Source organism: Streptococcus suis YS56 (assembly GCF_000440115.1).
Lineage (GTDB): Bacteria > Bacillota > Bacilli > Lactobacillales > Streptococcaceae > Streptococcus > Streptococcus suis_L.
Genome location: NZ_ALMY01000010.1, coordinates 30,163 through 57,019, shown reverse-complemented (window position 1 = coordinate 57,019; position 26,857 = coordinate 30,163). Strand labels below are relative to the sequence as shown.

Genomic DNA, 26,857 nt, shown 5'->3' with positions numbered 1-26,857 from the left:
AGAAAAGTGGCTGAGTTATTGAGGAGATTTCAATCGGTTGAGTATTCTTTGGAATACTATTTTAAAACTAAATGGCTATAATTGCGGAAGATGATCTAGAAATTGCTTATTTAGAGCGAGATTATCTGGAAATGCAGGGCTACCAAGTTGACTTGGTTCATGATGGAGGACTTGTTGAGGAACAACTCAAAAAAGAGGACTATGCTCTTCTAATGCTAGATGTCATGCTTCCAAACAAAACTGGCTATGATCTATGTCGTGATTTACGAGATAAGGTAGATTTTCCTATCTTGATGGTCACATCTAAACAAGAAACCATGGATGTGGTGAGAGGCCTGGGCTTGGGAGCGGATGATTATATCAGCAAACCCTTTGATCCAATGGAGTTGGTGGCGCGTGTAAAGGCTCATTTGGCTCGCTACCAGCGTTTTCAAAAGGATAATGATCATAATGAATTAACAGTTGGGAATATGACTATTTTCTTGGATAATTGGAAGGTGACTTTGGATGGTCAAGAACTCAAATTGCCCAACCGCGAATTTGAGTTGCTTGTTTATCTGGCAAAACATCCCAACCGTGTCTTTTCTAAAGATCACTTATTTGAAACCATTTGGGGATATGATTATGTTGGAGATAGTGCCACAGTGGCTGTCCATATCAATCGACTGCGAGATAAATTGGGAGCTGAATTAATCGAAACGGTTTGGGGTGCAGGTTATCGTCTTAATGCATAATTTAAAAGTGTTTAAAATTTGTTTATAAAGTTTCCCAAAAGTGTTCAAGATTGTCCTCTATAATAGACTTATCAGCAAGAGCTGAGCAATAGATTTAATAAGAGGAACAGAACATGGAAAACAAAAATCAACAAGAAATCATTGAAGTGACAGAAAACAAGCAAACAGGTGCTTGGGAATCTGTTAAAAGTAAGGTTGCAGGTATGAGTAAGAAATCAATGATCTTATTGTCAGTAGGTGCCTTGACCTTGGCAACGATTGGTTTTGTCGCAGCAGAAGTATATGAAAATAAACTTGAGGCTTTGGAGAACCAAATTGAGCAACAAGTTGGTATTGTTGATTACGATGATGACAATCAGCAGGTTGTTGCGACCGCTAACTCCTCATCTGTAGCAAGTTCATCATCTGCAACGACAAATGCTACAACAGCTACTACAAATGCACTGTCAGTTAGTGATCTCGCAGCAAGCTATGGTGTAAAGTTGGTTGACACATCTGAGTTAGATGGTACTTATACAGCAACATCTGGGAATGACACCTACACCTTGACTGTCAAAGGGAATCAAGCTACCTTGACAGAAGTTGACAACGATGGGGATCAAGACATTGAGCAAGTTATCTTTGATTTAGACAAAAAACTTGCCTATGTAGATGGTGAAGCAGATAGCTATAGCTTGAGCGGCTCTACACTTACCTTGACAGAAATTGACGCCAATGATACAACCTTAGAGAAACTAACGTTCACGAAACAATAAGAAAAGGACCGCAATGGTCCTTTTTATCTTGACAGGTTTGTCAACTTTCCCCGAAGATTTCTTGTGCCAAGCGGCGACCAGTTGGTGTGGCAGCCAATCCACCTTCAGCAGTTTCACGGAAGGCAGTTGGGAGGGCGGAGCCCACTTGGTACATGGCATTGATGACTTCATCTGCTGGAATTTTGGATTCGATGCCTGCTAGAGCCATATCGGCAGCTACCATGGCGTAGCTGGCTCCCATTGCATTACGTTTGACACAAGGAACTTCTACCAGACCTGCAACCGGATCGCAAATCAGACCCAGCATATTTTTAATGACAAAGCAGATGGCTTGGCTAGCTTGATAGGGAGTTCCCCCTGCTGCAAGTGTCAGGGCTGCGGCAGACATAGCAGAGGCAGATCCGACTTCTGCCTGACAGCCTCCTTCTGCACCTGATATAGAGGCATTGTTGGCAATGACCAGACCAAAGGCTCCTGCTGTAAAGAGGAAGTCAAGTTGTTGGTCTTCTGTCAAGTTTAACTTGTCAATGGCAACGCCAAGCACAGCAGGTAAGCAACCAGCAGATCCTGCTGTAGGAGTGGCGCAGACCAAGCCCATTTTGGCATTCAATTCGTTGACAGCCATGGCATTTCTTGCGGCGGATAGGACGGCGGAATCTGACAGGGTTTTACCAGATTTCATATAGGCATCTAACTTGGCAGCATCGCCTCCTGTTAAACCAGATACGGATTTGCTTTCAGTAAGTCCATCTACGATGGAAGCTTTCATAACTGTCAAGTTTCTTGACATAATTGTCAATATTTCTTCGCGGCTACGACCGGTCAATTCAATTTCGGTCGCAATCATGAGTTCAGCAATATTGCCAGAAAACTGATTGGCTTGCTGAACCAATTCTTCAATGGTATAAAACATGGTTTCCTCTTTCTAGTTAAAGAAGGTGACATTATGCAAGTGGGGAATTTTTTCAATCTCTGCAATCGAATTTTCACACTGGCGAGCATCCACTTCGATAATCATAATGGCTTTTTCGCCAGCTTGTTCACGTGTCACGTTCATTTGGGCGATATTGATGTCATACTTAGAAAGAACATCGGTCACTTTCGCAATCATACCAGGGACATCTTGGTGAACGATAATAATAGTTGGCGTATTCATATTGAGATTGACAGAAAAACCGTTGAGTTCTGTTACTTGAATATTTCCCCCACCGATGGAAACGCCAGTGGCTGAGATGGATTTTTTATCGTTTTTTATGATGATTCTGGTGGTATTGGGATGTGGGGTATTGCTGTCCTTGTTGACACGCCAATAAACCTTAATGCCTCGTTCTCTTGCAATATCAAGAGAGTCAGGAATGCGGGGATCATCCGTATCCATGCCCAGAATACCTGCTACCAAGGCTACATCCGTACCGTGACCACGATAGGTCTTGGCAAAGGAATTGTAGAGTTGAAATTCCACCTCTGTTGGCTTATCACCGAAGATGGAAGAAACAATTTTTCCAATGCGGACCGCCCCAGCTGTGTGACTAGAAGATGGACCAATCATAACAGGTCCAATAATATCAAAGACCGACTGAAATTTTAAGTTTGTCATAGTTTTCCTCGCCTTTCATTCTTAGGTATATTATATCAAATTTTCTGGTCAAGGAATATGCTAAGATGAATGGGGTTTCAATGCCAAATTCCTGTAGCTTCTCCCTTTTGTATGGTATAATACAAGTTGTTCAAAATCGTCAATCGTTTTTGGATGATCAAATTTTGGAATACGACCTTCAAATCGTTATTTCTACGAAAAGATGGGAGAAGATTATGTCAATTGACAATTCTAAAACCCGTGTTGTTGTCGGTATGAGTGGCGGTGTAGATTCATCGGTTACGGCTCTCTTGCTCAAGGAGCAGGGCTACGATGTGATCGGCATCTTCATGAAAAACTGGGACGACACGGACGAAAATGGCTTCTGTACAGCAACAGAAGACTACAAAGACGTGGCTGCAGTGGCAGACCAAATCGGCATTCCTTACTACTCTGTCAACTTTGAAAAAGAGTATTGGGACCGCGTATTTGAGTACTTTTTAGCAGAGTATCGGGCTGGCCGCACCCCCAATCCAGATGTCATGTGTAACAAGGAAATCAAGTTCAAGGCCTTCTTGGAATACGCTATGAACTTGGGGGCGGACTATGTGGCGACGGGGCACTATGCTCAGGTATCACGCGACGAGGACGGCACCGTTCATATGCTACGTGGGGCAGACAATGGCAAGGACCAGACCTATTTCCTTAGCCAACTCTCACAGGAACAGCTGCAGAAAACCATGTTTCCGCTCGGCCATTTACAAAAGCCTCAGGTAAGGGAAATAGCAGAGCGAGCAGGCTTGGCGACAGCTAAGAAGAAAGATTCGACAGGCATCTGCTTTATCGGTGAGAAGAACTTCAAAGAATTTTTAGGGCAGTATTTGCCAGCCCAGCCTGGTCGGATGATGACGGTTGACGGTCGTGATATGGGAGAACATACAGGCCTTATGTACTATACCATTGGTCAGCGGGGCGGGCTTGGTATCGGAGGACAAATCGGTGGGGACAATGAACCTTGGTTTGTTGTCGGGAAAGACCTGTCAAAAAATATCCTCTATGTCGGTCAGGGCTTCTACCATGAGTCCTTGATGTCAACTTCTTTACAGGCTAGTCAAGTACATTTTACACGTAATATGCCTGAAGAATTCACGCTAGAATGCACAGCTAAGTTCCGCTATCGTCAACCAGATAGTAAAGTAACTGTCAAGGTAAAAGGTGACAAGGCAGAAGTTATTTTTGCAGAGCCACAACGAGCAATTACACCAGGCCAAGCCGTTGTTTTCTACGACGGTCAAGAATGTCTGGGCGGTGGCATGATCGACATGGCCTACAAGGATGGGGTGGCTTGTCAGTATATTTAGTTGACAGTCGTGTAAAGATTGTTTAACTTGACTTGTCAGGACAATTTGATACAATATTTCTAACAAGAACTATGATGGTCAAAGCTCATGGGAATTGTAGGCTTTTTTGTCCTGCAGTTTTCGAGAGTTTTGGCTATTTTTTGCTATTGAGGAGAGAAGATGGACTTTCGGACAGTGATAGGCAATCAGTCCTTTGGTGTTCGTGCGACAGGATTGTTAGTAAAAGATGAAAAACTATTTCTTGTAAGGGCACCAGAGGGGAACTACTATACCTTGGGGGGTGCTATTCAGCTGGGCGAAACAACCCAAGAGGCTGTGCAACGGGAAATGCAAGAAGAACTTGGAATTGATGTGGAGGTTGGACCGCTGGCTTTCATTGTTGAAAATCAGTTTATCTTGCAGGAGAAATCCTATCATCAGATTGAATTTCTTTACCTTGTTACCCCACTGTCTGAGCCAGTTACCTATCTGGAAGAAGGTGATTCTATCCGCCAGTGTGAGTGGATTGCTTTTACAGACTTGAAAAATCTTGACCTCAACCCTGCCTTTCTCAAGACGGAGCTCGCTGGCTGGAAGGGACAATTGCAGCATTTTATTAATTGGGAAAGCTAGCCTATCTAAATGAAATTTTAGAAAAGAGAAGGAAGAATGGATTTTAGGACTAAAATTGACAATCAGGTCTTCGGTATTCGTGCCACTGCATTGCTTATAAAAGACGGAAAAATATTTCTCACCAAGGACGCTAAGGGGCGTTATTATACCATTGGCGGTGCGATTGCAGTCAACGAAACGGCACAAGATGCGGTTGTTCGAGAAGTCAAAGAAGAATTAGGGGTTGACAGCTGTGTCAACCAACTAGCCTTTGTCGTTGAAAATCAGTTTACACATAAAGACATAGATTTTCACAATGTAGAATTTCATTTTATTGTTGAGCCTACTGGAGAAATGCCTAAGGAGATGATTGAAGATAACTTGGAACAAGTTTGTGAATGGATTGAACTTGACAAGCTTGTCAACCTAGATGTCGTACCATCCTTTCTGGCTCAAGAATTGTCAAACTGGAATGGGCAAATCAAACACATCATGAATATGAAGGAGAAAACAAAATGACACACACATTTGCAGAAAACTACGATGTCATCGTTATTGGAGCGGGGCACGCGGGTGTAGAAGCAGGCTTGGCAGCTAGTCGGATGGGCTGTAAGACCCTGCTTGCGACGATAAACTTGGATATGGTGGCTTTTATGCCCTGTAATCCCTCCATTGGTGGTTCTGCCAAGGGGATTGTGGTACGGGAAATTGATGCCCTAGGTGGCGAAATGGGCCGCAACATTGATAAAACCTACATCCAGATGAAAATGCTCAATATGGGCAAGGGGCCAGCTGTTCGTGCCTTGCGGGCTCAGGCGGACAAGGCAGAGTACGCAGCGGAGATGAAGCGGACGGTCGAGCGTCAGGAAAATCTGACCCTGCGTCAAACCATGATTGATGAGATTTTGGTAGAAGACGGTAAGGTTATCGGTATCCGCACGGCTACCAACCAGAAATTTTCTGCCAAGGCGGTTGTGGTGACGACGGGTACAGCCCTGCGTGGCGAGATTATCATCGGTGACCTCAAGTATTCGTCAGGCCCTAATAATAGCCTAGCTTCTATCACGCTGGCGGATAATCTGAAGGAATTGGGACTTGAAATCGGTCGTTTCAAGACAGGAACGCCACCGCGTGTCAATGCTCGTACTATAAACTACGAGGAGACAGAAATTCAACCAGGCGATGAAAAACCAAACCACTTTTCATTCTTGTCAAAGGATGAGGATTATTTACAAGACCAAATTCCTTGTTGGTTGACCTATACCAATGCGACCAGCCATGAGATTATCAACAGTAATCTTCACCGAGCGCCCATGTTTTCGGGCATTGTCAAGGGGATTGGGCCCCGTTATTGTCCGTCAATCGAGGACAAGATTGTGCGTTTTGCCAACAAGGAACGCCACCAACTTTTCCTAGAGCCAGAAGGTCGCAACACAGATGAAATCTATGTTCAAGGGCTGTCAACCAGTCTGCCAGAAGATGTGCAGCAGGACTTGATCCACTCCATTAAAGGTTTGGAAAATGCCCAGATGATGCGGACGGGCTATGCTATTGAGTACGATATGGTTATGCCTCATCAGTTGCGGGCGACGCTTGAAACCAAGAAGATTTCAGGGCTCTTTACAGCAGGTCAGACCAATGGTACATCGGGTTATGAAGAAGCAGCAGGTCAGGGAATTGTCGCTGGTATCAATGCAGCCCTTAAGGTGCAGGGCAAGCCTGAGCTGATTTTGAAACGAAGCGACGGCTACATTGGTGTTATGATTGATGACCTGGTGACCAAGGGAACGGTGGAGCCTTACCGCCTCTTGACCAGCCGGGCAGAGTACCGCTTGATTTTGCGTCATGACAATGCTGATATGCGTCTGACGGAGATTGGTCGTCAAGTCGGCTTGGTGGATGATGAACGCTGGCAGGTTTTCCAGATTCACAAAAATCAATTTGACAATGAGATGAAACGCTTGGAATCTATCAAACTCAAGCCAATCAAGGAAACCAACGAAAAAGTTGTTGCTATGGGATTCAAGCCCTTGACAGACGCTTTGACCGCCAAGGAATTCATGCGCCGTCCAGATGTGACTTATGCAGATGCGGTAGCCTTTATCGGTCCTGCGGCAGAGGACTTGGATGCTAAGACCATTGAATTGATTGAAACAGAGGTCAAGTACGAGGGTTATATTGCCAAGGCCTTGGATCAGGTGGAGAAGATGAAACGCATGGAAGAAAAGCGTATTCCAGCCGACATCGACTGGGATGACATTGACTCCATTGCGACCGAAGCTCGTCAGAAATTCAAGCTGATTTCACCAGAAACCATTGGCCAGGCTAGTCGGATTTCCGGAGTCAATCCAGCGGACATCTCCATTCTCATGGTCTACTTGGAAGGACGCAGTCGTTCTATTTCTAAAAACAAATCAAAGGACAGTCAGTAAGGCTGTTCTTTTCCTTTGTTTGCTAGCGAAAACTAGCAATTTCTAGCTATTTATGGTACAATGGCAGGCAGAGGTTAGTGATGAAAAAATTTCGATTTTCGACAATTCACTTTGTCATGATAGGTGTCATTTTATTTGGGGTGGTGGCTCTTGTTCACCGACTTTTTCCAATTGGTGCCAGTACAGTTTTTGCGCTACTCATCAGCCTGTTGGTGTTGATTGCGCTGTTTATTTATCAAAAACATTCTTATGAATTTAGTGAGCTAGAACAGATTGAATATCTCAATAATCAGGCCAATTCTGGTTTGATGATGCTCTTGGATAAAATGCCAGTGGGAGTTATCAAAGTCCGACCAGATAGTAATCAGGTAGAATGGTTTAATCCTTTTGCTGAGCTGATTTTTGCTCAAGAAAATGGTGAGTTTGATCAAAAAAAACTACGTGAAATTATTGACGTTGGTCTGGATGAGGAGCGAATTTATGCGAACTTTTCAGGCAAGAGATATGCTGTTAACGTTGATTTTGATCAAGGGTTATTTTACTTTTTTGATGCGTCAACAGAGTATTCGGCGACAAATAGTTTGATCGGAAGCCGTCCTGTTATAGGGATTATTTCAGTTGATAACTATGATGAGCTTGAGGATGCTGTAACTGATTCTCAAATTAGCCAAGTCAATTCCTTCTTGGCTCAATTTGTTTCGGAATTTTGTCATGATTACGGTATCTACTACCGACGCGGCACAATGGATCGATTCTATTTCTTTACAGATTATGCTGTGTTGGAAAAATTGATAGAGAATAAGTTTTCAGTTATTGATAAGTTCCGCGAGGAGGCTAAAAAGTTAGATTTAGGTTTGACTTTGAGTATGGGATTGGCGTATGGTAATGAAAATCATCACCAAATCGGACAAGTTGCGCTCCAAAATCTCAATATGGCTGAGGTTCGTGGTGGAGACCAGGTTGTGGTCAAGGAAAATGATGAGAGTAAACAGCCACTTTTCTTTGGCGGTGGCTCGGCTTCTTCCGTTAAACGAACACGTACGCGGACTCGTGCTATGATGACTGCTGTATCAGATAAACTCAAATCGGTTGATGCTGTTTTTGTGGTGGGACATCGTAATTTAGATATGGACGCGCTTGGATCCGCGGTCGGTATGCAGTACTTTGCTCAAAATATTATGAACAATGCCTACACGGTGTATAATCCAGATGAAATGGCACCAGATATTGCACGTGCCATCAAGAAGTTGAGTGATGAAAATTGTTCTAATTTGCTAACGGTTGAGGAAGCCATGAAGATGGTCACTTTCCAGTCGTTGTTAATCATGGTAGATCATTCAAAGATTGGCTTGACTTTGGATAAGGATTTCTATGAACAATTTACCCAGGTTGTGGTGGTTGATCATCATCGTCGCGATACAGATTTCCCAAATAATGCAGTTTTGACTTATATAGAGAGTGGTGCTAGTTCTGCGAGTGAGTTAGTAACGGAATTAATTCAGTTCCAGAATGACAAACACCATAAGCTTAATCGCATTCAATCTAGTTTATTGATGGCTGGGATTATGCTTGATACAAAAAATTTCACATCTCGTGTGACCAGTCGTACTTTTGATGTGGCTAGTTACTTGCGGACTCGTGGTAGCGATAGCTTGGAAATTCAGCAGATTGCTGCGACAGATTTTGAGGAATATCGTCAAATCAATGAACTGATTTTAAGTGGGCAGAGAATTGAGTCCAATGTTGTTATTGCGTGTGCAGATGATACTAAAGAATACGATAATATTATTCCGAGCAAGGCTGCCAATACAATATTGGACATGGCAGGAATTGAGGCGGTATTCGTTGTAACAAGAAATACCAAAGGGTATGTATCTATTTCTGCAAGGAGTCATAGTAAAATCAATGTTCAACGCATTATGGAAGAAATGGGTGGAGGTGGCCACTTTAACCTAGCTGCCGCTCAGGTATATGACCAGACAATCGCAGAAGTATGTGAAAAGTTGACGGATAAAATCCGCGAAGAAATAAATGGAAATTAGGAGAACAGATATGAAAGTAATCTTTTTAGCAGATGTTAAAGGTCAAGGTAAAAAGGGTGAGATTAAGGAAGTTCCAACAGGTTATGCCCAAAATTTCTTGATTAAGAAAAATTTGGCTAAGGAAGCAACAAATCAAGCGATCAGCGCCCTTCGTGGTCAGGAAAAATCTAAGGAAAAGGCTCATGCAGAGATGATTGCAGAAGCAGAGGCTATCAAGGCTAAGCTGGCTGAGGAAGCTACTTTAGTGAAATTTGTCGAAAAAGTTGGTCCAGATGGTCGTACCTTTGGTTCTATTACCAGCAAGAAAATTGCTGAAGAATTGGACAAGCAATTTGGCATCAAGATTGATAAACGCCATATTCAGCTGGATCACCCAATTCGTGCGATTGGTCTCATTGATGTACCAGTTAAAATCTATCAAGATGTAACAGGCATCATTAATTTGAGTATTAAGGAAGCTTAATTATTTATCTAGCCAGTGAGGAGGTGAGATCTTGGCAGAGTTGGATGAATTGCGGGTGCAACCGCAGGATATTCTGGCTGAACAATCGGTATTAGGAGCTATTTTCCTTGATGAAGGCAAGCTGGTCTTCGTTCGTGAATACATCGAAGCTGAAGATTTTTTCAAACATGCTCATAAGCTAATTTTTAAAGCTATGATTGCTCTTTCTGATAGAAATGAGGCAATTGATGCGACTACCATGCGTAACTATTTAGTGAACCATGGTGATTTGGAAAATATTGGTGGCTTGGCCTATTTGGCTGAAATCATTAGTTCCGTGCCGACGGCAGCCAATGCGGAATTCTATGCCAAGATTGTTGCTGAAAAGTCTAATCTCCGTAAACTGATTGCCCGTTTGACGGATGCAGTTAATCAGGCTTATGAGGGTGCGGATGGTTCAGATGACATTATTGCCAATGCTGAAAAAGCTTTGATTGATGTCAGTGAGGGAGCCAGTCGAAGTGGTTTTAAGCGGATTGATGATGTCTTGAATATCAACTTTGACAACCTTGAAACTCGTGCTAAGCAGACGTCGGATATTACAGGGATTGCAACTGGTTATCCTGCTCTTGATGCCATGACAACGGGTCTGCATGAGGAAGAGTTGATTATTCTTGCGGCTCGTCCTGCGGTTGGTAAGACGGCATTTGCTCTCAATATTGCACAAAATATCGGTACAAAACTGGGTTTGACAGTTGCCATCTTTTCTTTGGAGATGGGTGCAGAAAGCTTGGTTGACCGTATGCTCGCTTCTGAGGGAGTTATCAATTCGAGGGCTATTCGTACGGGGCATTTAACGCAGGAAGAATGGAATAAGTACATGGTGGCTCAAGCTAACCTGGCTCGGGCTAGTATCTATATTGATGATACACCAGGTATCAAGATTACAGAGATTCGTTCGCGTTCACGTAAGTTGGCTCAGGAAACGGGCAATCTGGGCTTGATCTTGATTGACTATCTTCAATTGATTACGGGAACAGGTCGTGAAAACCGACAACAAGAGGTTTCTGAGATTTCCCGTCAGTTGAAGATTTTGGCCAAGGAATTGAAAGTACCAGTTATCGCCCTCAGTCAGTTGTCTCGTGGAGTTGAGCAACGTCAGGATAAGAGACCTGTTCTGTCTGATATTCGTGAATCTGGGTCTATCGAGCAGGATGCGGATATCGTTGCCTTCTTATATCGTGATGATTACTATGAGCGCGGTGAGCAAGAAGATGGTGGCATTCCTAACAATACGGTCGAGGTCATCATCGAGAAAAACCGTTCCGGTGCGCGTGGTACCGTGGAACTGATGTTCCAAAAAGAATACAATAAATTTGCAAGTATTTCCAAGAGGGAGGATGGATAGAGAATGAGTGATGCATTTACAGATGTTGCTAAAATGAAGCAAATCAAACAAGATATTAAAGACCATGAGGGACAAATTGTTGAGTTGACCCTTGAAAATGGTCGTAAGCGTGAGAAGAATAAGCAGGGGCGTATTGTGGAGGTTTATCAGTCTCTCTTTATCGTTGAATTTGAAGATCCAAACAATACCTTTGTGGAATCTTATACTTACTCAGACATTTTGACAGAAAAGATTTTGATTCATTATTTGGATTAGGAATGGGAGCCTGTATTTGCAGGCTTTTTTGTATGTTTTAACCAAACTATATATTGACTAAGATAAAGCAGTGTGTTACAATATTAGTACATAAAAGCGCTTTCAACAACATTTGTGTGCGAGATAGAAAGGAGTTTGTATGGACTTGCAATGGTTTACAGTTTTGGCTCTGTTTGCTGAGGGGCTTCTGTCTTTTCTTTCTCCCTGTGTTCTGCCAATTCTCCCTATCTATATTGGTTTGTTGGCAGGTGGAGCTGAAGGGAAAGAGGGGGAGAGGAATGTCCTGGTTAATACGCTGAGTTTTGTGGTTGGGATTGCTGTGACCTTCTTCTTATTAGGCTTTGCCTCTAGTTTGCTGAGTAGGGTCTTACAAGCCAATGCTCAAGTCTTGCAAATCATCAGTGGTCTGCTGATTATTCTCATGGGGATTTTGCAGTTGGGCTGGTTCAATATTCCCATGTTGGAGCGTGAATTTTCTGCGAAAAACAAGGTCTATCAAGCGGGGAAACAGGTCACTCCTTTTTTAGCTTTTTTGATGGGCTTTACCTTTAGTTTTTCTTGGACACCATGTATCGGTCCGATTCTGGCTTCTGTCTTTATCTATGCTAGCAGTCAGGAGGGCTGGTTGAGCGGTATCTTGCTGTTGGTTTATTGTCTTGGTTTTATTCTTCCCTTTATTTTGGTTGCCTTTTTTTCTCAGAAAATGTTGGCTTTCTTCAAGAACAATCGGCACTATTTGGCTTGGACCAAGCGTATTTCAGGTTATCTATTGCTCTTGATTGGCTTGAGTATTTTAACAGGTTTCTTCCAGCATCTTGTTCGTTTTTTCCAGTAGGATAGAAAGGATTTGTTTATGAAAAAGTTGCTATCTATTGTCGCTTGCTTACTTGCTTCCTGTTTTGTGTTGACGGCTTGTTCCTTGTTACCATTGGTAAGTCAGTCTTCTACGGAGTCAACTTTACAGGCTAATCAACCTGTCACGCTAGATTTTTCCCTAAAGGATAAGGATGGAAATGAGGTCAATCTGACAGATTACAAGAGGAAAAAGATTTATATCAATGTTTGGGCGACCTGGTGTGGTCCTTGTCAAAGAGAAATCCCAGAATTGGAGGAGGTCTATCAAGAGTATAAGGATAAGGAAGATTTTGTCTTTTTGTCGATTACATCACCTGATGATGCTGAGTTTGAGAATACCAAGCCTGCGGATGTGAGTAAGGCTGAAATTTTAGAGAAGGCTAGTGAGCTAGGGGCGACTTATCCTGTCTTGTTTGACACAAAAGATCAGGCGATGACACATTTTGGCATTGCTGCTTTTCCGACCCATATCCTCATCAATAGTGATGGAACCCTCAAGGTTTCTTTTGCAGGACAGGTTCAAAAGGATAAATTGGTCCAACTATTGGAAGAAATGCAATAAGAAGGATGAAAAAGGCTTTACAGAGCCTTTTTTTTGTGCTATACTAACCTTTGTGCGAAATAACAGCAGAGCAAAATGAAGCTCGTCAACAGAAGGTCAGCAAGAAGAGTAATCGTTGCTGTTTCGATGAAGGCCTCCTGCACGAATCAGGTTTGCTTAAAACGTTATTTCCTACAAATAAGTCTTTTTGTTTCCTTTTAGTACTAGGCAAGGAGGTGCAGGCTATACTGAGGTATGCCAAGCCGACTTAACGACGTAATAAAAGAGAAACGAAATGACGGAAATTTTTATTTTTAGGAGGACATAACACATGTCACGTTATACAGGACCATCTTGGAAACAAGCTCGTCGTCTTGGCTTGTCATTGACAGGTACAGGTAAAGAATTGGCACGTCGTAACTACGTACCAGGTCAACACGGACCAAACAACCGTTCTAAATTGTCAGAATACGGTTTGCAATTGGCTGAGAAACAAAAATTGCGTTTCTCTTACGGTTTGGGTGAAAAACAATTCCGTAACTTGTTCGTACAAGCTACTAAAATCAAACAAGGTACTCTTGGTTTCAACTTCATGCTTCTTTTGGAGCGTCGTTTGGACAACGTTGTTTACCGTCTTGGTTTGGCAACTACTCGTCGTCAAGCACGTCAATTCGTAAACCACGGTCATATCCTTGTTGACGGCAAACGCGTTGACATCCCTTCATACCGAGTTGAAGTTGGTCAAGTGATCTCAGTTCGTGAGAAGTCAATCAAAGTTCCAGCTATCCTTGAAGCTGTTGAAGCAACTCTTGGACGTCCAGCTTTCGTATCATTCGATGCTGAAAAACTTGAAGGTTCATTGACTCGCTTGCCAGAACGCGACGAAATCAACCCAGAAATCAACGAAGCTCTTGTCGTAGAATTCTACAACAAAATGCTCTAAGATTTGTATTGATATTTTAAAAGCCCTATTTACAAGGGCTTTTTGTCTGTATTTTAGGAGGGATTATGTGGCGTAAGTATTTTTTGCTAGTGCTAATAGCTATTTTGGTCGTAGGTGGGGTCTTCTTTCTATCTCAATCAGCGGCTACGCCAAATGAATCAGACTATGTGAAGGCTGTAAAGAGTTACCAGGCTATTTCGATAGACGAAGTGGAGCAAAAGGTCCAAGATGAGGAAGAATTTATATTATACATAGGTCGGGAGACATGCCCTTATTGTCGTGATTTTGTTCCGAAATTAACAGAGGCAGTAGAGCAATCACATGCGACTATCTACTATTTAGATAGCGAGTCGGATCCGAATGGAAAAATACAACAATTTCGACAGAGTCAAGGTCTTGCTACGGTTCCTAGCTTAACCTATTATAAATCGGGTAAGTTATCTGGAATACTTCGTAAAGGGAGTCAGGCAACAATTTCCGAAATAGAGAATTTTTTAGCTCTTCAAGGGCAGTAAATAGTTTTAAGAATGTATGAAGTGAATTTCATACATTTTTATGTTTGTGAAAAATATTTCAAAATAAATTGAAAAACATTTCACAATCTTGTATAATACTAATATCAGATAAAAATTGGAGGTTTATCATGAAAAAGAAAGCTTGGTTAGGCTTGTTGATGAGTCTACTTGCTGTTTTGTTTTTAGTGGCGTGTGGAGGTAAGTCTGAAAAGACAGCTACATCTTCATCATCTACGACTTCTTCTTCATCAGAAGAAGCTGTTTCAGGTGCATCTGAGAAAGTTTATACAGATCCATCTGAGTTGAAAGATAGCTACGATGTTATCGTTGTTGGTTCAGGTGGTGCAGGTATGTCGGCAGCTATCTCAGCTAAAGACGCTGGTGCTAGTGTTGCTCTCTTGGAGAAAATGCCTGTTATCGGTGGTAATACGGCTAAATCATCAGCTGGTATGAATGCTTCACAAACCAAATTCCAAGAAGCGGAAGGTATTGCTGATACAAACGATAAATTCTATGAAGAAACGCTTAAAGGTGGTAAAGGGACAAACGATCCTGAATTGCTTCGTTATCTTGTAGATAACTCTGCTAGTGCAATTGACTGGTTGGATGGAATGGGGATCACTCTTAGCAACCTAACTACAACTGGTGGTATGAGCGAGAAACGTACCCACCGTCCTGCAGATGGTTCAGCTGTCGGTGGCTACTTGGTAAATGGTCTTTACCACAATCTTGTTGAACGTGAAGTACCAATTTTTGTCAATGCAGATGTTACAAAACTCCAAGACAAGGATGGGGCTGTGACAGGTGTTGAAGTGAAGATTGCTGGTGAAACTAAGAAAATCTCAGCTAAAGCAGTTGTATTGGCGACTGGTGGTTTCGGTGCAGATTTGGAAATGGTTGCTAAATTAAACCCAGCATTGAAAGGTTATGTTACAACCAACCAAGAAGGTTCAACAGGTGATGGTATTGCACTTGCTGAATCAGAAGGTGCAGCAACTGTTGATATGGAACAAATCCAAATTCACCCAAGTGTTGAGCAAGAAACTTCTTACTTGATTACAGAAGCAGTTCGTGGCGAAGGTGCTATCCTTGTCAACTCAAAAGGTGAGCGTTTTGTTAACGAATTGGAAACTCGTGATAAAGTTTCTGCAGCTATCAATAGTTTGGATCCAAACTACGCTTATGTTATATTTGATGATGCCTTGAAAGATCGTGTGAAGGCTATTGCTCAATACGAAGAAAAAGGTCTTGTAAAAACGGGTGCTACTCTTGCGGATTTGGCTAAAGAAATTGGTGTACCTGCGGATGCTCTTCAAACAACACTTGATACTTGGAACAAGGCTGTGGCAGATAAAAATGATGCAGCATTTGGTCGCACATCAGGTATGGACCATGCTTTGAACACTGGTTCTTACCATGCCATTAAAGTTGCACCTGGTGTCCACCATACAATGGGTGGTGTGAAAATCAATACCAATACTGAAGTATTGAAAACAGATGGTTCAGCAATTTCTGGTCTTTATGCTGCTGGTGAAGTAACTGGTGGTGTTCATGGTCAAAACCGTATTGGTGGTAATGCTGTAGCAGACATCATTGTATTTGGTCGTCAGGCTGGTGAACAAGCAGCTGGATTTGCTAAGAAATAAATTGTAGACATAAGAGGCTCGGCAGAAAGAAGGTCGAGCTTCTTTTTCTTGTCCCTCTATCTCTAAGATGATATACTTTTAAGGTATGAAGAAGAAAATAGTATTATTGTTAGGAGCTATTGCAGCCATTGTTTTGATTTTGTCTGCTATTGTTGGCCAGCGTCAGCAATCCTATGTCGAGGCTGCATTAAGAGACCAAGATAAAATTTGGATTATCACAGATTTGCATTATTTATCACAGGATTTATTTGATGATGGAGAGGCATTTTCTTATATCGAAAAGACAGCTGCTGGTAAGGATTTGCGCTATGGTAAAGAGCGGATGGAGGCTCTGGTTGAGCAGGTTGAGCGTGAACATCCTTCCTTGTTACTAGTCAGTGGGGATTTGACTCTCAATGGTGAAAAGCAGAGCATGGTTGAATTGGCGCAGTATTTTACCCAGATTGAAGAAAAAGGAACGGAGGTTTTGGTCATTCCTGGCAACCATGATATTGCCAGTGGTTGGGCTAGGGCCTTTAAGGGAGATCAGCAGATAGTGACGGATCAAGTTACCGCTCAGCAATTTTCAGATATATTTGACGATCATGGCTATCAACAAGCCAGCAGTCGTGATCAAGCCTCATTGAGCTATCTGGCTAAGCCATTTTCCAATGCATGGTTTCTGATGCTAGACAGTAACATCTACTCTGACGGCTACGGTAAAGGAGCTCCTCCAACCAATGGACGTATCAAAAAAGAGTCCTTGGATTGGATAGACGTACAGCTTCAGGCAGCCAAGGAAGCTGGAGTAAACTTGATACCTGTTGTCCATCACAATGTCTTGCAACAGCATGCCATGCTCTCAAAAGGCTACACTTTGGATAATGCTGCCGATTTGAAGACTGTGTTCAATCAATATGGCATTCAATTTGGTTTTTCAGGCCACACTCATTCTCAGAATATTGTTGAAGAAGACTTGGGGCAAGTCAGCTATACTGAAGTGGTCAATGGAGCATTTTCTATTTATCCAGCAATTATCGGCCAATTGAACCTTGATGATGCAAACATTCGCTATCAAAAAACTCAACTTGATATGGCTTCGTGGGCAGAAAAGCACCAACCTAGTGATCTAAATTTGCAGGATCACCTAAGCTACTTACAAACCGTCTTTGACAATACCAGTGACATCATGGTCCACAATGTGTTGAACGATGAACGGTGGTATGATGGCGAGACGGCAGATGCTATTTCACAATTTATCATACCAGCCAATCGTGCTTATTTTTCAGGAGAAAAATTGGACCAGACTTGGCTTGATGAGACGGTATTTCCTAGCCAAGCCTATCAGACCTTGCAAGCAGCATCACCGAGAAGTTTCTTGGCTGATTATCTTGATGTGATGATAAAACGGAGTCAAGGTCGAGATGTGGAAAAACTAGAGATTAAAACAGAAAAAGATTTTGTCCAATAGTTTTCCACAGATTGTTGAAGAAATCCACAACTTTTCCACAGGTTGTGAATAAGTTATGCCTTAGTAACTGTCTGAGTAGGTCTGTTTTTACAAATAAAAATGCTCAGCAACTTTCCTGAAAATGTGATAAAATAATAACAAATTGTGTCAAACGGAGAGAAAGATGACCTTACTAAGCATTGCCATTCCGAGTTATAATTCGGAGGCTTACCTTCATTACTGTGTTCATTCCCTTGTAATGGGTGGTGACAAGGTTGAAATTCTGATTATTAACGACGGCTCGACCGATCGGACTCAGGAGATCGCAGAGGGACTAGAGAATCAATTTTCAAATGTACGTGCCATCTATCAGGACAATAAGGGCCATGGCGGAGCTGTAAATACAGGGATACGTGAGGCCAAGGGGAAGTACTTTAAAGTTGTAGATTCAGATGACTGGGTTGATACTAGGGCCTATTTGAAGATCCTAGAGAGTTTGCAGGCATTGGAAGATGAAAATACGCCAGTTGATGCCTTTATCTCCAACTTTGTTTATGAAAAAGAGGGACAATCTCGTAAAAAATCCATGTCTTATCAATCCACTCTACCTGAGAACTGTATATTCGGTTGGGAGGATGTAGGTGCCTTTTCCAAGGGTCAATACATGATGATGCATTCCTTGATTTACAGGACAGATTTATTGCGTGAGGTTGGTCTCGTTCTACCAGAGCATACTTTCTATGTGGATAATATTTTCGTGTTTACCCCTTTACAGGCTGTGAAAACCATGTTCTATCTGCCAGTAGATTTTTATCGTTACTTTATTGGGCGAAATGACCAGTCTGTCAATGAATCCGTCATGATTAAACGAATTGACCAGCAATTAAAAGTCAATCGAATCTTGGTAGATAATTTAGACTTGGAGGCGATTGACAATCCTGATTTACGGAGTTATTTGCTCAATCATGTGGAAATTACCACCATTATCTCCTGTGCCCTTCTTAATCGTGCTGGAACAGCTGAACACATGATGAAAAAGCAGGAATTATGGCACTATATTCGTGATAACAATCCAGCTCTCTTTAAAATCGTTCGAAAAGGGTTACTCGGGCAATTAACTAACCTATACGGGTATCCAGGCCGAAAAATTTCCAATGCTGTCTATAAAATCGCGAAAAGAATTTATGGTTTTAACTAAAACTCAGTTTCGGCTGAGTTTTTCTGTTATAATGAATAGAAGAAAAACGCTTACAAGGAGAAGACACATGCAAGAATTAGGACAGACAGGTTTACAGGTTTCTCGAATTGCTTTAGGCTGTATGCGAATGGCTAGTCTGACAGAGCAGGAAACTGCTAAAGTGTTAGATACAGTTGTTGGACAGGGAATTAACTTTTTCGATCATGCAGATATTTATGGTAGTGGTGAGTCAGAAATTCGCTTTGCTCAAGGAGCAAAATTGGCAGGTTTGAGACGTGAGGACCTGCTTCTCCAGTCCAAATGTGGCATTCGCAAGGGCTATTTTGATTTTTCAAAAGACTATATTTTGGAATCTGTAGATGGGATTTTGAAGCGCTTGGATACAGAATATTTGGATGTTCTTGCCTTACACCGTCCGGATGCTTTGATGGAAGCAGAGGAAGTAGCAGAAGCCTTTTATCTCTTGAAAAAAGCAGGGAAGGTTCATCATTTTGGCGTCAGCAACCAAAACATTTACCAAATGGAGTTACTTCAATCCTATCTAGATCAACCGCTTGCAGTTAATCAATTGCAGCTATCTCCTGCTCACACGCCTTTGATTGATGCGGGGCTTCACGTCAATATGAAAGATGATGCTGCGACTATGCGTGATGGTGGGCTGATTGAATACTGCCAGCTTAAAAAAATCACTATCCAAGCCTGGTCACCTTTCTTGATTGATTTGCAACAAGGTATTTTTGCCAACCATCCAGATTATGCTCTTTTAAACCAGACAATTGGGGAAATAGCAGAGCGATACAATGTTTCACATGAAACCATTGTGGTAGCCTGGATTTTACGACATCCAGCTAAGATTCAAACCATTGTTGGGTCCATGAATCCAGAACGTTTGACCAAGATTGCACAAGCTAGTCAGATTACCTTGACTAGACCAGAATGGTACGAGATTTACAGAAGTGCAGGCAACATCTTGCCCTAGGAGGTGCTTATGCAATGGGAAATAAAATCATTTGACCAACTAAGTTTACAGGAGCTTTACACTATCTTGACACTGAGAGTTGATGCATTTGTTGTTGAACAGGCCTGTCCCTATCCTGAAGTTGACGGTAAGGATCCAAACTGTCTTCATCTTTTGGGAACTGACGAAGGAGAGTTAGTAGCTTACTTGAGAATCTTGCCAGCTGGTCTAAGTTATGATGAAGTTTCCATCGGTCGTGTGGTCATCAAGCCAAGTCATCGTGGCAAAGGTTTAGGTAGACCAATGATGGAGCAGGCAATTCACTTTATTACAAACGAATGGAAAGAAAGTCAGATTAAAATCGGTGCCCAAGCCCATTTAGAAAAGTTCTATAGTTCGTTAGGTTTCGAGCTGGTTTCAGAAGTCTATCTAGAGGACGATATTCCGCATTTAGATATGCTTTATACTAAACCAGTCGTTTAATGCTGGTTTTTTAAGCCTGTACTCACAAGTCAAGTTCTATAAGAGATAGTTTTTTGTAGGAATACGGACTGTATTTTGAAAAAACTAAGGCTGAGTAGTTGAATAGCTAGTCTTAGATAGGAGTGCTGGACAGTGAAAACAGGTTCTTAGATTTTTCTCGGCAATTTCCCCCAAAAATCAGCCATTTTATGGTAGAATGAATAGGTATAAAATCAGTAAAAGAGGAAGAAAATGAAACGTTCTATGTACGCTGGACGTGTTCGTAAGGAACATGTCGGACAGGAAATTACTTTGAAAGGTTGGGTTGGCCGTCGTCGTGACTTAGGTGGTCTGATTTTCATCGACTTGCGTGACCGTGAAGGCATTATGCAATTGGTGATTAACCCTGAGTCAGTTGAAGCTGAAGTGATGGCAAAAGCGGAGAGTCTCCGCAGTGAGTTTGTTATCGAAGTAACAGGAACGGTTGTGGAGCGTGAGCAAGCTAACGACAATATCCCGACAGGAGCTGTTGAACTGCAAGTAACCAGCTTGACAGTGTTGAACACGGCTAAGACAACTCCGTTTGAAATCAAAGATGGCATTGAAGCTAGTGATGATACCCGTCTTCGTTATCGTTATTTGGATCTTCGCCGTCCAGAAATGCTCAACAACTTCAAATTACGTGCAGCTGTAACCCACAGCATTCGCAATTATCTGGATGACTTGGAATTTATTGATGTGGAGACGCCAATGTTGACTAAGTCAACACCAGAAGGTGCACGCGACTACTTGGTACCATCTCGTGTGTCAAAAGGTCATTTCTATGCCCTGCCACAAAGTCCACAGATTACTAAGCAGCTTTTGATGAATGCTGGTTTTGACCGTTACTACCAAATCGTTAAGTGTTTCCGTGATGAGGATTTGCGTGGAGATCGTCAACCTGAGTTTACACAGGTGGACTTAGAAACCTCATTCTTGAACGAAGTAGAAATCCAAGACATCGTAGAAAAGTTGATTGCCAAGGTCTTGAAAGATACCAAAGAAATTGATGTAACTTTACCATTCAAACGTATGAAGTATGAGGATGCAATGAACCGCTACGGTTCAGACAAGCCAGATACTCGTTTTGAGATGCTCTTGCAAGACTTGACAGAACTTGTCAAGGAAGTTGACTTCAAGGTCTTCTCAGAAGCACCAGTTGTCAAAGCCATTGTGGTCAAGGGTGCGGCGGATAGCTACTCACGTAAAGACATTGATAAATTAACAGAATACGCAAAACAATTTGGTGCCAAAGGTCTTGCTTGGATCAAGGTTGACAAGGGAGAATTAGCGGGTACAGTTGCTAAGTTCTTGACAGGTATTACAGATAAGTTGATAGCAAGTTTACAACTTGAAGATAAGGACCTGGTCCTCTTTGTGGCGGATGAATTGGAAGTAGCCAATAATACCCTGGGAGCTTTGCGTAACCGCTTGGCAAAAGAGCAAGGTTTGATTGATGAAAGCAAATTCAACTTCCTCTGGATTGTGGACTGGCCGATGTTTGAATGGTCTGAAGAGGAAGGTCGCTATATGAGTGCCCACCACCCATTCACTTTGCCAGATAAAGATTCTATAAAGAAATTGAAGGCAAATAAGGGGGAATTAAAAAAGTTATCTAGAGAAAAAGGTAGTATTTTGGAGAGGATACACGCAGTTGCCTACGATATTGTTTTGAACGGTTATGAGCTGGGCGGCGGTAGTTTGCGTATCAACCAAAAAGAGATGCAGGAGTTGATGTTCAAGGCGCTTGGTTTCTCAGCTGAAGATGCGCATGAGCAGTTTGGTTTCTTGCTTGAAGCTATGGACTACGGCTTCCCACCACACGGTGGATTGGCTATCGGTTTGGACCGCTTTGTCATGTTATTGGCTGGTGAGGATAATATTCGTGAAGTTATCGCCTTTCCGAAGAATAACAAGGCATCTGATCCGATGACACAGGCACCAAGTACGGTTGCATCAGCTCAATTAGAGGAATTGGCTTTAGACATTACACTTGAAAATGAATAAATTTTTCAGAAAACAGCGTGTACGCTTTTTAAGAAAGGCCAGAAAGAATAAGTTTTGGTCGGTCATTTTGGGAATTTCTCGGGAAAAATATGCTGAACGGATATCGGGGTCCATTATTTATGGACTCCTATCTAGTATTGCAGTCAATTTTTTCTTTAGACCAGGGAATGTCTATTCGTCTGGAGTTACTGGTCTTGCACAAATTGTTTCTGCTCTGGCATCTTCTTACGCTGGTTGGAATGTACCGATTGCGGTGGTCTACTACGGTCTGAACATCCCCTTGCTTATCTTAGCCTGGTATAAAATTGGTTATAAATTTACTATCTTTACCTTTATTACGGTATCCTTCAGTTCTTTCTTTATCCAATTTATGCCGCCAGTTACCCTGACGATGGATCCGTTAGTCAATGCTATTTTCGGTGGTCTCATGCTGGGAACTGGGATTGGCTTTGCGCTTAGGAACAATGTATCTAGTGGTGGTACTGATATTGTTTCTATTATTATTCGCAAGAAGACGGGACGTCAAGTTGGTTCCATTTCCTTGATTGTCAACATTATGATTATGTTGATTGCAGGGATGACCTTTGGCTGGCAATATGCCTTATATTCAATGGTTGCGCTGTTTATCTCCAGTCGCATGACAGATGCGATTTTCGTGAAACAAAAACGGATGCAGGCCATGATTATTACCAATCATCCTGAACGAGTCATTAAGAAAATCCATAAGAAGCTTAATCGTGGTGTGACCATTATCAACGGTGCTGAGGGTGCTTATAACCATGAGCAAAAGACGGTTTTAATTACCATCATCACGCGAGCTGAATTCAGTGAGTTCAAGCATATTATGAAAAAGGCAGACCCCAAAGCCTTTGTATCGGTAGCTGACAACGTCAATATTATTGGTCGGTTTGTGGAAAGTGACTGATTGACAAACACTACATGTAGGAGTAAAATAGTATTTACAGTCTACATGTAGTGTTTTTATTATAAAGAGGAAATGTATGAAGAAGAAAATATATTTGGTTTATATCAGTTTGAGTGGCAATACAGAGAGTTTTGTGAAACGCCTAAAGTCTTTTTTCCAATTTCAAACTGACTGGGAGATTGAACTGGTCCATGTTAAAGATTTGGTCAAGCAGGACATTTCCTTTTACCAGCTAGACGCACCCTTTGTCGCCTTTTTACCAACCTACTTAGAAGGTGGAAATGGAGTGGACAATGGAGATGTGGAAATTCTGACCAATCCTCTTGGAGATTTTATCGCTTTGGGGACCAATGCAGAGCTCTGTCTGGGTGTCGTTGGTTCAGGCAATCGTAATTTCAACAACCAATATTGTCTGACTGCCAAGCAATATGCTGAGCGATTTGGTTTTCCTGTTATAGACACCTTCGAACTCAGAGGGATGCAGAATGACATTGAACGCATTGGTCGGAAGATAATGGAATTGATGTAAAGAGCCTCAACTCAGCTTTATGCTGGGTTGTTTTTTTGTCACACAAAAAAACTCACCAGCGTGACCAGTGAGTTTTAAGGAGATTATGAAAAATATTTAGGATTGACTATAGTATACCTCAGACTATACCGTGTTTCATCGGTCTAAAGTCCTATTTGTCTTCTAAAATGCAAATACTCTGTCCTGCAATCGTGATTTCTTGCTGATCACGCTCTTCGACTGGAGGATAGTTGTAGAGAACTGTCTTATCTTTTTCACGTTCATAGGTAAAGTCACTATCCGCAAAGTTGATGATAAATTGAATGGTCTTTTCTTTACTTGTCACTTGATAGCGAAGAACATATTCAGTTAACCAGTAGAAATCACAAGTTTCTTGGATACTTTCGTAGTTATCCTGGCTGAGTATTGGATTATTTTTGCGGAAGGTAATTAATTCCTGAATGAATTCGATATGTTCCTTATAGCGAATAGCTCGTGTCCAGTCCAGACGGTTGATACGGTCAGGGACATTGTAAGTATTATCTATTTCATCTTTTGTACGGAAGAATTCTTGTCCGCTGTGGATAAAGGCCATACCTTGAGATATTAGGATCAACTGTAGTCCAAAACTTGCAGCACGCTTTTGTTGTTGCGGTGTCCAGCTTGGATTTTCAATATGGAAGTAATCAAAGGCTGTCGCATTATCATGGCACTCAATATAGTTGAGTGACTGCTGCGGTTTGATGAAGTGGCTATAGCGGCTACCTGTCAAAAGATGCTGCACTTTTTCGTGTAGTTGCTTGTCAACCAAACGATGTGGGTTGAGTAAGAGCTTTTTGAAGGTATCACGGTAGTCATCGTTGAAGAAGCTCACTTCAGGGAGTTGGTCTGCGTTGTACTGGTGGGCCAGTTTTTCATATTCTAAGCCTGTTGCCATTTTCCAGCCTTCGCCATAGAGGTAGACATTTGGGTGAATGGTAGATAATTCAGTTTGAATCTGGTTGATGGTTTCGCTATCTAAAATCCCCATAAGGTCGAAACGGAAGCCATCAAAACCATAGAGTTCTAGCCATTGGCGAAGGGATTGTTTGATGTAGTTGCGGACCATACTGCGCTCGCTGGCAACGTCGTTACCGCAGAATGTCCCGTCTGTTCGCATGCCGTGGTCATCATAGCGATAGAAGTAGCCTGGAACGATAAGCTCAAATGCGTACTTTTCAGCATGATAGACGTGGTTGTAAACTACGTCCATAATAACTGAAATATCTGCATCATGGTAGGCCTGGATAGCTTCTTGGAGTTCTAAGATACGGGCGTAGGGGTCATTTGGCAGACTGGAGAAGGATCCTTCAGGCAGATTGTACTGCATAGGGTCGTACCCCCAGTTATAAACAGCCTGAGGTTTGTTTTCATCCACACTGCCAAAATCATACACTGGTAGGAGTTGAATATGGGTTACGCCCAAGTTTTTGATATAGTTCATGCCAAGCTGCATACCGTCTAAGACAGGAGATTCTGTCAGACCGAGGAATTGGCTACGGTGTTTAAAGCCGGCTTCCGTCTGCCAAGAGAAATCACGGACGCTCATTTCATAGACAATAGCCTGAGAGATAGGGCGTTGAGTCTTGGCACGACGAACCTTGTGGAGCTTATTTGGGTTGATGATATAGCTATCGCCAGAGTTTGCCTTAGACGAAAGGGCATACGGGTCGTGAACAGCAATCCACTCGCCATTGACTTTGTGGAGATAGTGGTAGCTTTGACTGTCCAAATCACCCTCTACTGTGATTTGCCAGACACCATTAGAACCCTTGGTCATTGCATGAGGGTTGCCCTCTAGAACTAGAAAGACTTGCTTGGAGATAGGAGCCCAGAGCTTGAAGCTGGTGGACTGAGGGCTGTAGGTTGCTCCCAAGTCTCGGCCGTTATAGGTATAATTTTGTTCGAAAATAGCAGAGCGAACGATATGCCCATAGCCTAACTCGGTTTTGTTTCTGTCCTGGTCGTAAATGATATAGTCCGTGTCCAAACTGAGAGGGTGTAGGCTGGTTAGATAGTAGAGAACCAGATTATCTACCTCTAGACAGGAATGAATAAAGAGTTGAGATGTAGCGTCGGATGATTCGAGAGAGAAACTCATGTGCTCGGAATCAAATCGTTTTTCCATTACTAGGCGAATAGTAGCTACATCATCTAGAAATGCTTGAAATTGTCGTAATGCCATGAGCCAAACGGCTCCTTTCTAGGTTAAAGTTCGGTAATAGTATGCGGAATGACACGGCGGTAGCAGACCTGCTTGTCTTCCTTGTTGTCGTTGATAATTTGGTGGAGGGTATTGAAGGCCACGCGTCCAAGTTTAATGGCATGGACATCGACATAGGCTTCAATATCCAATTTTGGTTTGACAGAGTCAAAGGATATGATGGGGAGTTTGGTACCGGCTTCGTTGAGGTATTTGACAATCCCTTCCGCGACCATGGTATCGGTTGTGACGATTGCGTCTATATCCTGTCTGAGTAATTTCTTGGAAATCTTATAGGCACTATCTTCCAAAAGGAAACCTGATACAAACTTGACCTTGTTTTCATCTAGAAGGATGTTGTGTGATTTCAGGGCGTTTTTATAGCCTGCATAGCGGTCTTGGGATACGACCAGCTCTTTGTTACCAGCGACGAAGGCGATATTCTTGTAGCCTTTATTGATAAAGTAATTGGTCGCTTCAAATCCAGCTTGGATATTATCGTTATCGACTAGGGAGATAAACGGGGAATCTGCCTTTCCGAGAATAAGGAAGGGAAATTTATGCTGAATGGCTAGCTGGACCAGCGGGTCATCTGGCTTGGAATAAAGGAAAATCAGCCCGTCTACTCGTTTCCCGTAAACCATTTGAGAAATAGCCTCAAGACGTTGCTCTTCATTTTTGCCCGTAGAGATTTGAAGGGCGTAATTGTGGTCTGCAGCCACCTGTGAAATGCCACGCAGGGCTGTTGGGAAGAAGGGGTTTTGGTAGAAGACATCGGAATCATCTGGCAAGACCAAGCCGATAACCTGGGTGTAGCTGGAAACCAAACTACGAGCATTTAGATTGGGATGGTAATTGAGTTCAGCCATGGCCTTTCTTACCAAATCTTTGGTTTTTTGGCTAATGGCAGAGCTGTTTTGAATGACGCGGGTAACGGTAGAAGGCGAAACACCTGCTAACTTAGCGACGTCTTTAATGGTAGCGCGCATGGGA

26 protein-coding genes are annotated in these 26,857 nt (G+C 42.4%); 22 read left to right on the top strand and 4 right to left on the bottom strand.

What is annotated here, in order from left to right:
- Window positions 1-71: 71 nt before the first annotated feature.
- Both SST62_RS0101535 and SST62_RS0101530 read left to right on the top strand, forming a co-directional pair.
- Window positions 72-734 carry a response regulator transcription factor gene (locus tag SST62_RS0101535; protein ID WP_029186038.1) on the top strand — a complete coding sequence of 221 codons (663 nt, stop codon included), beginning with the start codon at window positions 72-74 and terminating at the stop codon, window positions 732-734.
- A gap of 113 nt (window positions 735-847) precedes the next feature.
- Window positions 848-1,489, top strand: a complete 642-nt coding sequence (locus SST62_RS0101530) for a hypothetical protein (RefSeq protein ID WP_029186037.1) — start codon at window positions 848-850, stop codon at window positions 1,487-1,489.
- 40 nt (window positions 1,490-1,529) lie between these two features.
- Here SST62_RS0101530 and sdaAA read toward each other — a convergent pair whose 3' ends face one another.
- On the bottom strand, window positions 1,530-2,402 hold the full coding sequence (gene sdaAA, locus SST62_RS0101525) for an L-serine ammonia-lyase, iron-sulfur-dependent, subunit alpha (protein ID WP_029186036.1): 873 nt from the start codon (window positions 2,400-2,402) through the stop codon (window positions 1,530-1,532).
- 12 nt (window positions 2,403-2,414) lie between these two features.
- On the bottom strand, window positions 2,415-3,086 hold the full coding sequence (gene sdaAB, locus SST62_RS0101520) for an L-serine ammonia-lyase, iron-sulfur-dependent subunit beta (RefSeq protein ID WP_029186035.1): 672 nt from the start codon (window positions 3,084-3,086) through the stop codon (window positions 2,415-2,417).
- A 215-nt stretch (window positions 3,087-3,301) separates the two neighbouring features.
- Here sdaAB and mnmA point away from each other — a divergent pair, with 215 nt between their 5' ends.
- The 20 genes from mnmA (at window position 3,302) to nrdI (ending at window position 23,643) form a co-directional block, all read left to right on the top strand.
- Complete coding sequence (mnmA, locus tag SST62_RS0101515) at window positions 3,302-4,426, top strand: tRNA 2-thiouridine(34) synthase MnmA (protein ID WP_029186034.1); 1,125 nt, start codon at window positions 3,302-3,304, stop codon at window positions 4,424-4,426.
- 159 nt (window positions 4,427-4,585) lie between these two features.
- Window positions 4,586-5,038: an NUDIX hydrolase gene (locus SST62_RS0101510; protein ID WP_029186033.1), complete on the top strand. Its 453-nt coding sequence runs from the start codon at window positions 4,586-4,588 to the stop codon at window positions 5,036-5,038.
- 36 nt (window positions 5,039-5,074) lie between these two features.
- Window positions 5,075-5,536: an NUDIX hydrolase gene (locus tag SST62_RS0101505; RefSeq protein WP_029186032.1), complete on the top strand. Its 462-nt coding sequence runs from the start codon at window positions 5,075-5,077 to the stop codon at window positions 5,534-5,536.
- The gene (gene mnmG / locus SST62_RS0101500; RefSeq protein WP_029186031.1) at window positions 5,533-7,449 is read left to right on the top strand and encodes a tRNA uridine-5-carboxymethylaminomethyl(34) synthesis enzyme MnmG; all 1,917 of its coding nucleotides are present in this window, start codon (window positions 5,533-5,535) and stop codon (window positions 7,447-7,449) included. Before SST62_RS0101505 ends, mnmG begins: the two co-directional genes overlap by 4 nt.
- 80 nt (window positions 7,450-7,529) lie before the next feature.
- The gene (locus tag SST62_RS0101495) at window positions 7,530-9,491 is read left to right on the top strand and encodes a DHH family phosphoesterase (RefSeq protein WP_029186030.1); all 1,962 of its coding nucleotides are present in this window, start codon (window positions 7,530-7,532) and stop codon (window positions 9,489-9,491) included.
- Between the two features lie 10 nt (window positions 9,492-9,501).
- The gene (rplI, locus tag SST62_RS0101490) at window positions 9,502-9,954 is read left to right on the top strand and encodes a 50S ribosomal protein L9 (RefSeq protein ID WP_012775408.1); all 453 of its coding nucleotides are present in this window, start codon (window positions 9,502-9,504) and stop codon (window positions 9,952-9,954) included.
- A gap of 31 nt (window positions 9,955-9,985) precedes the next feature.
- Window positions 9,986-11,341 (top strand): replicative DNA helicase, encoded by a 1,356-nt coding sequence (gene dnaB, locus SST62_RS0101485; protein ID WP_002938217.1) that lies wholly within the window; start codon window positions 9,986-9,988, stop codon window positions 11,339-11,341.
- A gap of 3 nt (window positions 11,342-11,344) precedes the next feature.
- The gene (locus tag SST62_RS0101480) at window positions 11,345-11,596 is read left to right on the top strand and encodes a Veg family protein (protein ID WP_002938218.1); all 252 of its coding nucleotides are present in this window, start codon (window positions 11,345-11,347) and stop codon (window positions 11,594-11,596) included.
- Window positions 11,597-11,735: 139 nt separating this feature from the next.
- Entirely contained in the window at window positions 11,736-12,431 is a 696-nt protein-coding gene (locus SST62_RS0101475) for a cytochrome c biogenesis CcdA family protein (protein ID WP_029186029.1), read from the top strand.
- 18 nt (window positions 12,432-12,449) lie between these two features.
- Window positions 12,450-13,013 carry a TlpA family protein disulfide reductase gene (locus SST62_RS0101470; RefSeq protein WP_029186028.1) on the top strand — a complete coding sequence of 188 codons (564 nt, stop codon included), beginning with the start codon at window positions 12,450-12,452 and terminating at the stop codon, window positions 13,011-13,013.
- A gap of 310 nt (window positions 13,014-13,323) precedes the next feature.
- On the top strand, window positions 13,324-13,935 hold the full coding sequence (gene rpsD, locus SST62_RS0101465; RefSeq protein ID WP_002938227.1) for a 30S ribosomal protein S4: 612 nt from the start codon (window positions 13,324-13,326) through the stop codon (window positions 13,933-13,935).
- Window positions 13,936-14,000: 65 nt separating this feature from the next.
- Window positions 14,001-14,450 carry a DUF6568 family protein gene (locus SST62_RS0101460; protein ID WP_029186027.1) on the top strand — a complete coding sequence of 150 codons (450 nt, stop codon included), beginning with the start codon at window positions 14,001-14,003 and terminating at the stop codon, window positions 14,448-14,450.
- A 128-nt stretch (window positions 14,451-14,578) separates the two neighbouring features.
- Window positions 14,579-16,096 (top strand): flavocytochrome c, encoded by a 1,518-nt coding sequence (locus tag SST62_RS0101455; protein WP_002941870.1) that lies wholly within the window; start codon window positions 14,579-14,581, stop codon window positions 16,094-16,096.
- An 85-nt stretch (window positions 16,097-16,181) separates the two neighbouring features.
- Window positions 16,182-17,546 (top strand): metallophosphoesterase, encoded by a 1,365-nt coding sequence (locus SST62_RS0101450; protein ID WP_029186026.1) that lies wholly within the window; start codon window positions 16,182-16,184, stop codon window positions 17,544-17,546.
- 163 nt (window positions 17,547-17,709) lie between these two features.
- Window positions 17,710-18,723, top strand: a complete 1,014-nt coding sequence (locus tag SST62_RS0101445; protein WP_029186025.1) for a glycosyltransferase family 2 protein — start codon at window positions 17,710-17,712, stop codon at window positions 18,721-18,723.
- A gap of 67 nt (window positions 18,724-18,790) precedes the next feature.
- Entirely contained in the window at window positions 18,791-19,702 is a 912-nt protein-coding gene (locus SST62_RS0101440) for an aldo/keto reductase (protein WP_029186024.1), read from the top strand.
- 9 nt (window positions 19,703-19,711) lie between these two features.
- A complete protein-coding gene (locus SST62_RS0101435; protein WP_029186023.1) occupies window positions 19,712-20,164 on the top strand; it encodes a GNAT family N-acetyltransferase in 453 nt (150 codons plus the stop codon).
- Window positions 20,165-20,395: 231 nt separating this feature from the next.
- Window positions 20,396-22,189 (top strand): aspartate--tRNA ligase, encoded by a 1,794-nt coding sequence (gene aspS / locus SST62_RS0101430; RefSeq protein WP_029186022.1) that lies wholly within the window; start codon window positions 20,396-20,398, stop codon window positions 22,187-22,189.
- The gene (locus tag SST62_RS0101425; protein WP_029186021.1) at window positions 22,176-23,114 is read left to right on the top strand and encodes a YitT family protein; all 939 of its coding nucleotides are present in this window, start codon (window positions 22,176-22,178) and stop codon (window positions 23,112-23,114) included. Before aspS ends, SST62_RS0101425 begins: the two co-directional genes overlap by 14 nt.
- Before the next feature lie 76 nt (window positions 23,115-23,190).
- Complete coding sequence (nrdI, locus tag SST62_RS0101420; protein ID WP_029186020.1) at window positions 23,191-23,643, top strand: class Ib ribonucleoside-diphosphate reductase assembly flavoprotein NrdI; 453 nt, start codon at window positions 23,191-23,193, stop codon at window positions 23,641-23,643.
- A gap of 151 nt (window positions 23,644-23,794) precedes the next feature.
- Here nrdI and pulA read toward each other — a convergent pair whose 3' ends face one another.
- Entirely contained in the window at window positions 23,795-25,846 is a 2,052-nt protein-coding gene (pulA, locus tag SST62_RS0101415) for a type I pullulanase (RefSeq protein ID WP_029186019.1), read from the bottom strand.
- Window positions 25,847-25,869: 23 nt separating this feature from the next.
- A complete protein-coding gene (locus SST62_RS0101410; protein ID WP_029186018.1) occupies window positions 25,870-26,853 on the bottom strand; it encodes a LacI family DNA-binding transcriptional regulator in 984 nt (327 codons plus the stop codon).
- Window positions 26,854-26,857 lie beyond the last annotated feature (4 nt).